This window comes from Micromonospora sp. CA-240977, from assembly GCF_050942285.1.
Taxonomy (GTDB): domain Bacteria; phylum Actinomycetota; class Actinomycetes; order Mycobacteriales; family Micromonosporaceae; genus Micromonospora.
In genome coordinates, this window is the sequence record NZ_CP192055.1 from 6,779,773 (window position 1) to 6,792,036 (window position 12,264).

At 67.9% G+C, this 12,264-nt stretch carries 23 protein-coding genes; all 23 read right to left on the reverse strand.

The window, feature by feature from the left end:
- Positions 1–4: 4 nt before the first annotated feature.
- Positions 5–412 carry a 30S ribosomal protein S11 gene (gene rpsK, locus ACQPWW_RS30745; protein WP_030329919.1) on the reverse strand — a complete coding sequence of 136 codons (408 nt, stop codon included), beginning with the start codon at positions 410–412 and terminating at the stop codon, positions 5–7.
- An 87-nt stretch (positions 413–499) separates the two neighbouring features.
- Positions 500–880 carry a 30S ribosomal protein S13 gene (gene rpsM / locus ACQPWW_RS30750; RefSeq protein WP_088950226.1) on the reverse strand — a complete coding sequence of 127 codons (381 nt, stop codon included), beginning with the start codon at positions 878–880 and terminating at the stop codon, positions 500–502.
- A 266-nt stretch (positions 881–1,146) separates the two neighbouring features.
- A complete protein-coding gene (gene rpmJ / locus ACQPWW_RS30755; RefSeq protein ID WP_043965539.1) occupies positions 1,147–1,260 on the reverse strand; it encodes a 50S ribosomal protein L36 in 114 nt (37 codons plus the stop codon).
- 91 nt (positions 1,261–1,351) lie between these two features.
- Entirely contained in the window at positions 1,352–1,573 is a 222-nt protein-coding gene (gene infA, locus ACQPWW_RS30760) for a translation initiation factor IF-1 (protein WP_007073013.1), read from the reverse strand.
- Positions 1,574–1,886: 313 nt separating this feature from the next.
- Positions 1,887–2,420, reverse strand: a complete 534-nt coding sequence (locus tag ACQPWW_RS30765) for a DUF1707 SHOCT-like domain-containing protein (protein WP_433134688.1) — start codon at positions 2,418–2,420, stop codon at positions 1,887–1,889.
- A gap of 137 nt (positions 2,421–2,557) precedes the next feature.
- Positions 2,558–3,409 (reverse strand): type I methionyl aminopeptidase, encoded by an 852-nt coding sequence (map, locus tag ACQPWW_RS30770; RefSeq protein ID WP_433127351.1) that lies wholly within the window; start codon positions 3,407–3,409, stop codon positions 2,558–2,560.
- An 87-nt stretch (positions 3,410–3,496) separates the two neighbouring features.
- Positions 3,497–4,150 carry an adenylate kinase gene (locus tag ACQPWW_RS30775; protein WP_007465256.1) on the reverse strand — a complete coding sequence of 218 codons (654 nt, stop codon included), beginning with the start codon at positions 4,148–4,150 and terminating at the stop codon, positions 3,497–3,499.
- Complete coding sequence (gene secY, locus ACQPWW_RS30780) at positions 4,151–5,479, reverse strand: preprotein translocase subunit SecY (protein ID WP_357253566.1); 1,329 nt, start codon at positions 5,477–5,479, stop codon at positions 4,151–4,153.
- Between the two features lie 233 nt (positions 5,480–5,712).
- The gene (gene rplO / locus ACQPWW_RS30785; protein ID WP_088950230.1) at positions 5,713–6,156 is read right to left on the reverse strand and encodes a 50S ribosomal protein L15; all 444 of its coding nucleotides are present in this window, start codon (positions 6,154–6,156) and stop codon (positions 5,713–5,715) included.
- Positions 6,156–6,338, reverse strand: coding sequence for a 50S ribosomal protein L30 (rpmD, locus tag ACQPWW_RS30790; RefSeq protein WP_007465262.1), 183 nt, complete (start codon positions 6,336–6,338; stop codon positions 6,156–6,158). Before rpmD ends, rplO begins: the two co-directional genes overlap by 1 nt.
- Complete coding sequence (gene rpsE / locus ACQPWW_RS30795; RefSeq protein ID WP_007465263.1) at positions 6,338–6,952, reverse strand: 30S ribosomal protein S5; 615 nt, start codon at positions 6,950–6,952, stop codon at positions 6,338–6,340. The genes rpmD and rpsE overlap by 1 nt, the downstream gene beginning before the upstream one ends.
- Positions 6,953–6,985: 33 nt before the next feature.
- Positions 6,986–7,375, reverse strand: a complete 390-nt coding sequence (gene rplR / locus ACQPWW_RS30800) for a 50S ribosomal protein L18 (RefSeq protein ID WP_151488126.1) — start codon at positions 7,373–7,375, stop codon at positions 6,986–6,988.
- Positions 7,372–7,914 carry a 50S ribosomal protein L6 gene (gene rplF / locus ACQPWW_RS30805; protein WP_266246314.1) on the reverse strand — a complete coding sequence of 181 codons (543 nt, stop codon included), beginning with the start codon at positions 7,912–7,914 and terminating at the stop codon, positions 7,372–7,374. The genes rplR and rplF overlap by 4 nt, the downstream gene beginning before the upstream one ends.
- Before the next feature lie 16 nt (positions 7,915–7,930).
- Complete coding sequence (rpsH, locus tag ACQPWW_RS30810) at positions 7,931–8,338, reverse strand: 30S ribosomal protein S8 (protein ID WP_007465270.1); 408 nt, start codon at positions 8,336–8,338, stop codon at positions 7,931–7,933.
- A gap of 116 nt (positions 8,339–8,454) precedes the next feature.
- Positions 8,455–8,640: a type Z 30S ribosomal protein S14 gene (locus ACQPWW_RS30815; protein ID WP_007465272.1), complete on the reverse strand. Its 186-nt coding sequence runs from the start codon at positions 8,638–8,640 to the stop codon at positions 8,455–8,457.
- Position 8,641: 1 nt separating this feature from the next.
- Complete coding sequence (rplE, locus tag ACQPWW_RS30820; protein WP_110563094.1) at positions 8,642–9,208, reverse strand: 50S ribosomal protein L5; 567 nt, start codon at positions 9,206–9,208, stop codon at positions 8,642–8,644.
- Positions 9,208–9,528, reverse strand: coding sequence for a 50S ribosomal protein L24 (gene rplX / locus ACQPWW_RS30825; protein ID WP_172899047.1), 321 nt, complete (start codon positions 9,526–9,528; stop codon positions 9,208–9,210). The genes rplE and rplX overlap by 1 nt, the downstream gene beginning before the upstream one ends.
- Complete coding sequence (rplN, locus tag ACQPWW_RS30830) at positions 9,525–9,893, reverse strand: 50S ribosomal protein L14 (RefSeq protein WP_007073026.1); 369 nt, start codon at positions 9,891–9,893, stop codon at positions 9,525–9,527. Before rplN ends, rplX begins: the two co-directional genes overlap by 4 nt.
- A gap of 97 nt (positions 9,894–9,990) precedes the next feature.
- Positions 9,991–10,269, reverse strand: coding sequence for a 30S ribosomal protein S17 (gene rpsQ / locus ACQPWW_RS30835; RefSeq protein ID WP_030489590.1), 279 nt, complete (start codon positions 10,267–10,269; stop codon positions 9,991–9,993).
- Positions 10,266–10,502, reverse strand: a complete 237-nt coding sequence (rpmC, locus tag ACQPWW_RS30840; protein ID WP_007465283.1) for a 50S ribosomal protein L29 — start codon at positions 10,500–10,502, stop codon at positions 10,266–10,268. The genes rpsQ and rpmC overlap by 4 nt, the downstream gene beginning before the upstream one ends.
- Entirely contained in the window at positions 10,502–10,927 is a 426-nt protein-coding gene (gene rplP, locus ACQPWW_RS30845; RefSeq protein ID WP_053653940.1) for a 50S ribosomal protein L16, read from the reverse strand. The genes rpmC and rplP overlap by 1 nt, the downstream gene beginning before the upstream one ends.
- 3 nt (positions 10,928–10,930) lie before the next feature.
- Entirely contained in the window at positions 10,931–11,800 is an 870-nt protein-coding gene (gene rpsC / locus ACQPWW_RS30850; protein ID WP_007465294.1) for a 30S ribosomal protein S3, read from the reverse strand.
- Positions 11,800–12,258 (reverse strand): 50S ribosomal protein L22, encoded by a 459-nt coding sequence (gene rplV / locus ACQPWW_RS30855; protein ID WP_007465297.1) that lies wholly within the window; start codon positions 12,256–12,258, stop codon positions 11,800–11,802. The genes rpsC and rplV overlap by 1 nt, the downstream gene beginning before the upstream one ends.
- Positions 12,259–12,264: the final 6 nt, after the last annotated feature.

A 12,264-nucleotide genomic window follows, 5' to 3' on the forward strand; every position in this document is an offset into this window, starting at 1 on the left:
CCTCTCAGACCCGGCGACGCTTCGGCGGACGGCATCCGTTGTGCGGCTGCGGGGTGACGTCGGCGATCTGGCCGACCTCGAGGCCCACGGCCTGCAGCGAACGGATGGCGGTCTCCCGGCCGGAGCCGGGGCCCTTGACGAACACGTCGACCTTGCGCATGCCGTGCTCCATGGCGCGACGCGCGGCAGCCTCGGCGGCCAGCTGCGCGGCGAACGGAGTCGACTTGCGGGAGCCCTTGAAGCCCACCTGGCCAGCGGAGGCCCAGGAGATGACCGCACCGGTCGGGTCCGTGATGGACACGATGGTGTTGTTGAACGTGCTCTTGATGTGCGCCTGCCCGTGGGCGACGTTCTTGCGTTCCTTGCGCCGGACCTTCTTGACAGCGGCTCCGGCACGAGCCTTCGGTGGCATAAGTCTGTGCGCTCCTAGTTGACTTTCCGGATCGGGTTGCGGCCTGGCCCACCTCGGTGGCGGCCGACCCCGTCATCCGGTCAAGAACTACTTCTTGCCGGGCTTCTTCTTGCCGGCGACGGTCCGCTTCGGGCCCTTGCGGGTCCGTGCGTTGGTCTTGGTCCGCTGGCCACGCACGGGCAGGCCCCGGCGGTGCCGGATGCCGGCGTAGCAGCCGATCTCAACCTTGCGGCGGATGTCAGCGGCGACCTCGCGGCGCAGGTCGCCTTCAACCTTGTAGTTGCCCTCGATGTGGTCGCGGAGCTGCACGAGCTCCTCGTCCGTGAGGTCCCGAGCGCGCTTGTCCGGCGAGATGCCGGTAGCGGCGAGTGTCTCCTGGGCGCGGGTGCGACCGAGCCCGAAGATGTAGGTGAGCGCGATTTCCATCCGCTTCTCGCGGGGGAGATCCACGCCGACTAGACGTGCCATGTGCGGGCGTACTCCTCGTGATGTGTGGCGGAGGTGTGGACCCGTCCCATCCCGCTACCGGCCGTCCCGTCTTTCCGACGCGGTGAGCGCCGGCGACCGGGATCGGTCGCTGCCCGAGCGGGCCCCGGCCTCCGACCGGGGGTCAGCCACGAAGGAGTACGACTCGCGTACCGCTCGCGGCTGGGACGAGCATGTGTGATGTGTGTGTCGCTGAGGATCTGCCCGGACCAACGCCACCCGACCGGACTACGGCCGGGCGGGCTGAGTCAGCCCTGGCGCTGCTTGTGGCGCGGGTCGCTGCAGATGACCATGACCCGGCCGTGCCGGCGGATAACCCGGCACTTGTTGCAGATCCTCTTGACGCTCGGCTTGACCTTCACGGTTGCCTTACTTCCCATCTGGCCCGGGGACGCGCGATGCGTGACGCCGGACGTCGAAGACGGACACGGGACTTCCCGGCCGCCGTCAGGACTACTTGTAGCGGTAGACGATGCGCCCGCGGGTCAGGTCGTACGGCGAGAGTTCGACGACGACCCGGTCCTCCGGAAGGATGCGGATGTAGTGCTGCCGCATCTTGCCGCTGATGTGAGCCAACACCTTGTGGCCGTTCGCGAGCTCCACCCGGAACATGGCGTTCGGCAGGGGCTCGATGACCCGACCCTCGATCTCAATGGCTCCGTCTTTTTTCGGCATGTCCTCCGCTGTCCTGACGTCGATTGCTCCGGGCGGCCCACAACGTCTTACACGGAAATCTGATCAGAATCAGAAGACCGCGCCAGCCGCGGCTCCAGGTCCCACCGAAGCGCAGGGTGGGCATGCCGGAGTGGACGCTGTGCGCCGATCTGAAAGTGTACGCCGGCCTGCACTCGCACGCCAAACCGGCCACCCATCCACCTCACCGACTCCCGTTGATCATGAGGTTGTCGTCCCGACACGCCGCCTGAGGCGACGACATCCTCATGATCAACACGAGGTGGGTGGGTGGGGTGGGGTGGGGTGGGGTGGGTCAGGGGGTTGGGGGTGGGTTGTCCGGGTTGTTGGGGGGTAGCTCGCGTTTCCGCTTGCGCTCGCGCCGACGCTCCCGCTCGATCGCCTTGCGTCGGGGCTCTCCCCCGGCCAGCCCACCGACCGTCCGGAGCAGCAGCACCACCCCCCACGGCCCGGCCACCCAGGCCGGCCAGAAGTAGAGCAGTTCCTGACTCAGCAGCGAGGTCACGCCCCAGACGGTCACCACGATGGCGAGCACCCTCAGGTACGGCCACCACACCTCGCCCAGCCAACGATTGGTGTCGCTGAGCACGAACGAGGCGAGCCGACCGGCGGACGGCCCGGCCACCGGGCTGGCCGACCGCAGGGCCGGCTGCGCCGGGGGCGGCGTCGGCGGCAGGTCCAGCAGCAGCGTGTCCAGCTCGGCGTAGGTCCGCGCGGCGTAGGCCCGTTGCAACCGCTCGTCGTACTCGTGCAGGTCCAGACGACCCTCGTTGAGGGCTACCCGCAACCGTTCGGCCACCGCCTCGCGGTCCGCGTCCGCCGCTCGCATCCCGTCGCGCCCGTCCATGCCGGCAAGCATGCCACCGCCACGCCAGCCACGCCCTGCCCCAGAGCTCGGTCGATCATGAAGCTGCCACCACACCGGCGCGACCACACCTCGTGCTCCACCGGCGCGGGGCGGGAGTGCTAGGGGGTTGTCGAGGCCGCGGGTTGGCGGGCGGTCACCAGGTCGCCCAGGCGGGCGCGGCCACCGTCGAAGGCCGTGAGCACCCACACGCCGTCGGGCAGCAGCGCCATCGAGTGCTCGACGTGCGCCGCGATCGAGCCGTCCCGGGTGACGACCGTCCAGCCGTCGGCCAACTCGACGGTACGGGGGGACGCCATCGTGATCATCGGCTCGATGGCCAACGCCATGCCGGGCACCAGACGCGGGCCCTTGCCCGGCCGGCCGTGGTTGAGCACGTGCGGGTCCTGGTGCATCTCGGTGCCGATGCCGTGGCCGCCGTAGCCGTCGACGATGCCGTACCGGCCGCCCTTGCGAACCGCGCTCTCCACGGCGTGCGAGATGTCGGTGAGACGGCCCTTGCCGCTTGCCGCGCCGCGGGCGGCGGCGGCGATGCCGGCCCACATGGCGTCCTCGGCGACCTCGGCCATCTTCAGCAGCGCCGGGTCGACGTCGCCGACCCCGACGGTGATGGCGGAGTCCCCGTGCCACCCGTCCAGCACCGCGCCGCAGTCGATGGAGATCAGATCACCGGCCTGAAGCACCTGCTTCGGCGACGGGATGGCGTGCACGATCTGCTCGTTGACCGAGGAGCAGATCGACGCCGGGAAACCGTGGTAGCCCTTGAACGACGGGACGCCACCCGCCGCACGGATTGTCGACTCGGCGATGGCGTCCAGATCGGCGGTGCTCACACCGGGGGCGACAGCCTCCCGCATCCGGCGAAGCGCCTCGGCGACCACCAGACCGGCGGCCCGCATCTTCTCGATCTGGTCAGGGGTCTTCAGCTGGATGTCCAGCTGGGGACGACGCATGGAGCGATTACCTTTCGTTGCCGAACAGCGGGGCACGTCACGCGTACCCCGCTGTTCGCACTCTATCCGCCGTGGTCCGGCGGGACCTCAGCCGCCGTACGACCGCAGTGCGTCGATGGCCCGGGTGGTGACGTCCTCCACCGGGCCGGTGGCGTCGATCCCGACCAGCTTGCCCTGAGCGCCGTAGTAGTCGACGAGGGGCGCGGTCTTCTCGCTGTACTCACGAAGCCGGGTGGCGATCGTCTCCGGCTTGTCGTCGTCGCGCTGGAACAGCTCGGCGCCGCACCTGTCGCAGATGCCCGGCCGGGTGGTGGCGTCGAACTCGACGTGCCAGATCTTGCCGCAGCCCCGGCAGGTACGCCGACCGGAGAGGCGCCTGATCACCTCGTCGTCGTCGACCACCAGCTCCAGGACCAGATCCAGCGCGGTGCCCAGGTCGGCGAGGAGCTTGTCCAGGGCGGCCGCCTGCGGCGTGGTCCGCGGGAAGCCGTCGAGCAGGAAGCCCTCGCTGGCGTCGGGCTCGGCCAGCCGGTCCCGGACCATGTTGATGGTGACCTCGTCCGGAACCAGCTCGCCTGCATCCATGTAGCGCTTCGCCTCGACGCCGAGCGGCGTGCCCTGGGTGACGTTCGAGCGGAAGATGTCTCCGGTCGAGATCTTGGGTACCGACAGGTGCGCGGCGACGAACTCCGCCTGCGTGCCCTTACCCGCACCCGGCGGGCCAACCAGAACGAGTCTCATCTACCGCAGGAACCCTTCGTAGTTCCGCTGCATGAGTTGGCTCTCGATCTGCTTCACGGTCTCCAGACCGACGCCGACCATGATGAGCACAGCGGTGCCACCGAACGGGAAGTTCTGGTACTGCTGGCTGTCCAGCCAGATGAAGAAGAAGTTCGGCAGGATCGAGATGATGCCGAGGTAGAGCGCGCCCGGCAGGGTGATCCGGCTGAGGATGAAGTCCAGGTAGTCGGCAGTCGGCTTGCCCGGCCGGATGCCCGGCACGAACCCGCCGTACTTCTTCATGTTGTCCGCGACCTCGGTCGGGTTGAACGTGATCGAGACGTAGAAGTACGTGAAGAAGATGATCAGCAGGAAGTAGACCGAGATGTAGATCGGGCTGTTCGGGGCGACCAGGTTGTTCTGGATCCACGCCTGGACCTTGCCCGGATCGTTCTGGTCGAAGAACTGCAGGGCCAGCTGCGGCAGGTAGAGCAGCGACGAGCCGAAGATGACCGGGATCACACCCGCCTGGTTGACCTTCAGCGGGATGTAGGTCGAGGTGCCGCCGTACATCCGCCGGCCGATCATCCGCTTGGCGTACTGCACGGGAATCCGGCGCTGCGCCTGCTCGATGAAGGTGACAGCGGTGATGACCACCAGAACCAGCGCGATGACCAGGGCGAACTTGCCCCAACCCTGGCTGGTCTTGATCTGCCAGCCCTCGCCGGGCAGCCGGGCCGCGATCGAGGTGAAGATCAGAACGGACATGCCGTTGCCGACGCCCCGGTCGGTGATCAGCTCACCGAGCCACATGACCATGCCGGTGCCGGCGGTCATGGTGATCACCAGGATGGTCAGGGTCAGCCAGTCCGGGATGCCGGTGCCGGTCGGGATGATCGGGAACTGGTCGCAGCGGTTCTGGAACAGCTGCCCCGAGCGGGCCAGCGCCACGAACGCCGAGGCCTGCAGCACGCCGAGACCGAGGGTCAGGTAGCGCGTGTACTGCGTGATCTTCGCCTGGCCGGCCTGGCCCTCCTTGCGGAGCTGCTCCAGCCGCGGGATCACGACGGTCAGCAGCTGCAGGATGATCGACGCGGTGATGTAGGGCATGATGCCCAGCGCGAAGACCGAGAGCTGTAGCAGCGCTCCGCCGGAGAAGAGGTTGAGCAGATTCAGCGGGCCCGTCGTGTCACCCGAGATGGAGTCGAGGCACTTCTGCACGTTGCCGTACGAGACGCCCGGGCTGGGGAGCGTCGCACCCAGCCGGTAGACCGCGATGATGCCTACTGTGAACAGCAGCTTCTTGCGCAGGTCAGGCGTACGGAACGCACTGAGAAAGGCGGACAGCAACTTCTTCCTCCTGCGCGAGGCGGGCCGCCGGTGATCCCTGGCGGGTGGGGGTGGATCACGGGCGAGTGCCCGCAATCCATGGCTGGGATGGGACTCTAACAGTCCGACCCCGGTCCGGGCAGATGCGCCCGACTACATAAATCGATTCCGATGTTACCGGGCGTTCGAGGCCCAGGCAGACCATGGCGCCCGTCAGTTGCTCACAACTGGACGGGCGCCATGGGCGGTACGCCTTACAGCTCGGTGGCGGAGCCACCGGCAGCGGCGATCTTCTCCTTGGCCGACGCACTGAACGCGTGCGCAGACACCTGGAGCGCCACACCGCCGAGGTCCCCGGTGCCGAGGACCTTGACCGGGTGACCCTTGCGGACCGCGCCGGACTCGACGAGCTCCAGCGGGCCGACCTGACCACCATTCGGGAACAGCTCAGCGAGTCGGTCCAGGTTGACCACCTGGAAGACCACCTTGAACTTGTTCTTGAAGCCCTTCATCTTCGGCAGGCGCATGTGGATGGGCATCTGCCCACCCTCGAACGCCGCCGAGATGTTCTTGCGGGCCTTGGAGCCCTTGGTACCGCGACCAGCGGTCTTGCCCTTGGAACCCTCACCGCGACCCACGCGGGTCTTCGCGGTCTTGGAACCGGGCGCCGGGCGCAGGTGATGCACCTTGATCGTCATTACTCGACCTCCTCGACCTTCACGAGGTGGCTCACAGTGAAGATCATGCCGCGGATCTCGGGCCGGTCCTCCTTGACCACCACGTCGTTGATCCGCTTGAGACCGAGCGAACGCAGCGACTCACGCTGGTTGTGCTTGGTCCCGATACCGGACCGGAGCTGGGTGACCTTCAGACGTGCCATCAGCGCGCCACCCCCGCACGCGACGCCAGCATGGCGGCCGGCGCGACGTCCTCCACCGGCAGGCCACGACGCGCCGCGACCTGCTCGGGGGACTCAAGCCCCTTCAGGGCCGCCACGGTGGCGTGCACGATGTTGATCGGGTTCGACGAACCGAGGCTCTTGGAGAGCACGTCGTGGATCCCGGCGCACTCCAGCACGGCGCGCACCGGACCACCGGCGATGACACCCGTACCGGCCGAGGCCGGCTTGAGCAGCACGACGCCAGCGGCGTCCTCACCCGTCACCGGGTGCGGGATCGACTGACCGATCCGCGGGACCTTGAAGAAGTGCTTCTTGGCCTCCTCGACACCCTTGGCGATGGCCGCGGGCACCTCCTTGGCCTTTCCGTAGCCCACGCCGACCGTGCCGTCGCCGTCGCCCACGATCACCAGGGCGGTGAAGCTGAAGCGACGACCACCCTTCACGACCTTGGCGACGCGGTTGATCGCGACGACCCGCTCAAGGTGCGGGGTCTTCTCGACGGGCGCGTTTCCGCGGCCGCCCTCACGGCGGTTGTCGCGGCGACCACCCTCGTTGCCACCGGACCCGCCGCCACGGCGCTGTTGACCTGGCATCAGCAGCCTTCCTTATCTCTCGTGACGGGGTTGTTAGAACTCGAGCCCGGCTTCGCGGGCGGCGTCGGCAAGCGCGGCGACTCGCCCCGCGTACCGGTTGCCGCCGCGGTCGAAGACGACCTTGGAGACGCCGGCGGCCTTGGCCCGCTCGGCGAGCAGTGCGCCCACCTTGCCGGCGAGGGCGCTCTTGTCGCCCTCCGCACCGCGCAGCGAGGCGTCCAGGGTCGACGCCGACGCCAGGGTGTGGCCCTTGGTGTCGTCGACGATCTGGGCGACCATGTGTCGCAGCGAACGGGTGACGACCAGGCGCGGACGCTCGGACGTACCGCTGACGTTCTTGCGGACGCGGAAGTGCCGACGCGCACGCCCAACGGCGCGCTTGGCGGCGACACCGCGGCGGCGCTTGAGCAGCGTGGCGCTCACTTCTTACCTGCCTTTCCGGCCTTGCGGCGGATGACCTCGCCCTGGTACTTCACGCCCTTGCCCTTGTAGGGCTCCGGCGGGCGGATCTTCCGGATGTTGGCGGCGACCTCACCGACCTGCTGCTTGTCGATGCCAGCCACGTGGAACAGAGTGGGCCGCTCCACCGTGAAGGTGATGCCCGCCGGGGCGGGGACGACCACCGGGTGCGAGAACCCGAGCGCGAACTCGAGGTCCGAACCCTTGGCGGTGACCCGGTAACCGGTGCCGGCGATCTCCAGGCTCTTGCGGTAGCCCTCGGTGACCCCGACGATCATGTTGGCAACCAGCGTACGGCTCAGGCCGTGGAGTTCCTTGGCCTTGCGCTCGTCGTTCGGCCGGTTGACGTTCAGCTGCCCATCCTCGGCCCGCTCGACCGTGATCGGCTCGGCGAGGGTGTGCTCAAGCTGGCCCTTGGGGCCCTTGACCTTGACGGTCTGCCCGTCGATCGTGATGTCGACGCCGGCTGGTACCGGGATCGACTTACGTCCAATTCGCGACATTTCTACCAGTCTCCCGTTACCAGACGAAGGCGAGGACTTCCCCGCCAACACTCCGCTTGCGGGCCTGCCGGTCGGTCAGCAGCCCCTGGGACGTCGAAATGATCGCCACGCCCAGCCCACCGAGCACCCGCGGGAGCCCGTCCGACTTGGCGTACACCCGGAGACCGGGCTTGGACACGCGCTTGATGCCGGCCAGGCTCCGCTCGCGGTTCTGGCCGTACTTCAGCTCGACGACCAGTCGCTTGCCGACGGCACCCTCCTCGGGCTCCTCGACCGACCAGGTGGCGATGTAACCCTCGGCCTTCAGGACCTCGGCGATGTTCGCCTTGATCTTGGAGTAGGGCATCTTCACCTGATCGTGGTACGCCTGGTTGGCGTTACGCAGACGCGTGAGCATGTCTGCGATCGGGTCGGTCATCGTCATGGATTTCGTCAGCCTTTCTCGCCGGGGTTCCCGGGGCATCAGCCCCGGGCCTACGGCGAAGAGCAATACCTAATCGGTGCAGGAGTTCCCGGCCGACGGCCGGGACGCGGTCGCCCTTACCAGGAAGCCTTGGACACGCCCGGCAGCTCACCGCGGTGAGCCATCTCCCGGATGCAGACCCGGCAGAGCCCGAACTTGCGGTAGACCGCCTTCGGACGCCCGCACCGCTGGCAGCGGGTGTACGCGCGAACCGAGAACTTCGGCTTCGCGGCCGCCTTGATGATCAGCGCCTTCTTGGCCATCTCAGTTCTCCTTGAACGGGAAGCCCAGGAGCTTGAGCAGCGCCCGGCCCTCGTCGTCGGTCGTGGCGGTCGTGACCACCGTGATGTCCATGCCCCGCTGGCGATCGATCCGGTCCTGGTCGATCTCGTGGAACACCGACTGCTCGGTCAGACCGAACGTGTAGTTGCCGTGCCCGTCCAGCTTGCGCCCGTCCAGACCGCGGAAGTCGCGGATACGCGGCAGCGAGATGGACAGCAGCCGGTCCAGGAACTCCCACATCCGGTCGCCGCGAAGGGTCACCTTCGCACCGATCGGCATGCCCTCGCGCAGCTTGAACTGCGCGATGGACTTGGTCGCCCGCCGCACCTGCGGCTTCTGGCCGGTGATCGTGGCGAGGTCGCGGACCGCGCCGTCGATCAGCTTGGCGTCGCGAGCAGCCTCGCCGACACCCATGTTGACGACGATCTTGACCAGCCGCGGCACCTGCATGGGGTTGCCGTAGCTGCGCTGCTCGCGCAGCTGGGCCACGATCTCGTTGCGGTACCGCTCCTTGAGGCGCGGCAGGGTCTTTTCGGTAGCCGTGGTCATCACAGGTCCTTACCGGTGCTACGCGCGATGCGGACCTTCTGGCCGTTGTCGTCGATCCGGTAACCGACGCGGGTCGGCTTGCCGTCGGAGTCCAGGACCTGCACGTTCGAGACGTGGATCGGGGCCTCCTGAGTGACGATGCCGCCGGTCTTGGCGCCACGCTGGGTGGTGCTGATGCGGGTGTGCTTCTTGACCCGGTTCACGCCCTCGACCAGGACCTTGTCCTGCCGCGGGTAGGCCTGAATGACCTTGCCCTTGGCACCCTTGTCCTTGCCGGCGATGACGACGACCGTGTCGCCCTTCTTGACCTTCACGGTCACAACACCTCCGGCGCGAGGGAAATAATCTTCATGAACCGCTTGTCCCGCAGCTCCCGGCCCACCGGGCCGAAGATGCGGGTACCACGCGGGTCCCCGCCGTCCTTGATGATGACGGCGGCGTTCTCGTCGAAGCGGATGTACGAGCCGTCCGGCCGACGCTTCTCCTTGGCCGTGCGAACGACGACCGCCTTGACGACGTCGCCCTTCTTCACACCGGCACCCGGGATCGCGTCCTTGACCGTGGCCACGATGACGTCGCCGATGCTCGCGTAGCGCCGACCCGAGCCACCGAGAACCCGGATGCACAGGATCTCCCGAGCACCCGTGTTGTCGGCGACGCGCAGTCGCGACTCCTGCTGAATCACGTCTATCTCCTATGTCTGCCGGTTCTCCGGCCGCCGTAGCGGCCGGAGCCTGGCGGAACCTACGCCCGACGCAACGCCGGGCGAGCTCGAGCCTTCGCTACTTGGCCTTTTCCAGGATCTCCACGATCCGCCAACGCTTGGTGGCGCTCAGCGGCCGGGTCTCCATGATGAGAACCCGGTCACCGGTGCCAGCGGCGTTCTGCTCGTCGTGCACCTTCAGCTTGGCCGTACGGCGCATGATCTTGCCGTACAGCGCGTGCCGAACCCGGTCCTCGACCTCGACGACGACGGTCTTGTCCATCTTGTCGCTGATCACCAGGCCCTCGCGGACCTTGCGGCGCGACCGCGCGGCGGCGGTGGCGGTCTCTTCGGTCATGATGCAGTCACCTCAGTCGGCGCGGCCGAGAGCCCCAGCTCGCGCTCACGCATGATCGTGTAGATCCGGGCGATCTCCCGACGGATGACCTGCAACCGCCGGTTGTTGTCCAGCTGCCCGGTTGCGGCCTGCACGCGGAGGTTGAACAGCTCCGCCTTGGCCTCCCGCAGCTTCGTGACCAGCTCCTCTTCGGAGAGCTCACGCAGCTCGGTCGCCTTAACGCCCGCTGCCATCAGGATTCACCCACTTCGCGCGTAACAATGCGGCACTTCATCGGGAGCTTGTGGATCGCGCGACGCATGGCCTCTCGCGCGGTCTGCTCGTTGGGGAAGGACATCTCGAAGAGAACCCGCCCCGGCTTGACGTTGGCGACCCACCACTCGGGCGAACCCTTACCGGAACCCATCCGGGTCTCGGCAGGCTTCTTGGTGAGGGCCTGGTCCGGGAAGATCGTGATCCAGACCTTGCCACCACGCTTGATGTGGCGAGTCATCGCGATACGTGCCGACTCGATCTGCCGGTTCGTCACGTACGCCGGCTCGAGAGCCTGGATCCCGAACTCGCCGAACACCACCCGGTTACCACCCTTGGACGCGCCACTGCGGTCCGGGTGGTGCGGCTTGCGGAAGCCCTTCGGGGGCTTGCGCGGCATCAGCATCTGTCAGCCCTCCTGCTGCGTTTCTGCCGGAGCAGCCGCGGCGGCGACAGCTGCGCTGTCCACCGGCTCGCCGCTCGGCGTCTCGGCCTGCTGCGCGATGGTGGTCGCAGCAGCCCGCCCGGCCTCGGTGCCACCGGCCGTGGTGCCGGACGAACCCGACCGACCACGACGCGGACGCTCGGGACGGTCGCCACGCTCACCACGACGCGGGCGGGACGGACCGGCCTCGGCCGGAGCCTCCCGGCCCGGGACGGCGTCGCCCTTGTAGATCCAGACCTTCACACCGATCCGACCGAACGTCGTACGGGCCTCGAAGAAGCCGTACTCGATGTTGGCCCGCAGCGTGTGCAGCGGAACCCGGCCCTCACGGTAGAACTCGGTCCGGCTCATCTCGGCGCCGCCGAGGCGGCCCGAGACCTGAACCCGGATGCCCTTGCAGACCGGGTTCTTCATCGCCGACTGCATGGCCTTGCGCATCGCCCGACGGAAGCTGACCCGGCTGGACAGCTGCTCGGCCACGCCCTGCGCGACCAGCTGAGCGTCCGACTCGGGGTTCTTCACCTCGATGATGTTCAGCTGAACCTGCTTGCCGGTGAGCTTCTCAAGCTCGCCGCGGATCCGGTCGGCCTCCGCACCCTTACGGCCGATGACGATGCCCGGCCGGGCGGTGTGGATGTCGACCCGGACCCGGTCGCGGGTGCGCTCGATGTCGACCTTGGAAATCCCGGCACGCTCCAGGCCCTTGGACATCATCCGGCGAATCTTGACATCTTCGCCGATGTAGTCCTTGTAGAGCTTGTCCGCGAACCAGCGGGACTTCCAGTCGGTCGAGATGCCGAGCCGGAACCCAGTGGGGTGAACCTTCTGACCCATTACTCGGCGTCCTCCGTCTTGCTCTGCGCTTCGGCCGGTGCGGCCTCCGTGGCCGGGGCGGCCTTCTTCGCCGCGGCCTTCCTCGGCGCTGCCGGCGCGACCGCTTCGACCGCCACGGTGATGTGGCAGGTGCGCTTGCGGATTCGGTACGCCCGACCCTGCGCCCGCGGCTGGAACCGCTTCATCGTCGGGCCCTCGTCCACGAAGGCCTCGCTGACGAGCAGCGCGTCGGGGTCCAGCCGCTCGTTGTTCTCCGCGTTGGCGATCGCGCTAGCGAGCACCTTGTACACCTGCTCGCTCGCAGCCTGCGGCGCGAACTGCAGCACCGTGAGCGCCTCCTTCGCGGGCAGGCCGCGGACGAGGTTGACCACCCGGCGCGCCTTCATCGGCGAGATGCGCACGTGCCGCGCAACCGCCCGCGCGCCCGGAAGCACCGGAGCGTCGCCCTTTCCTGGCATCGCTGT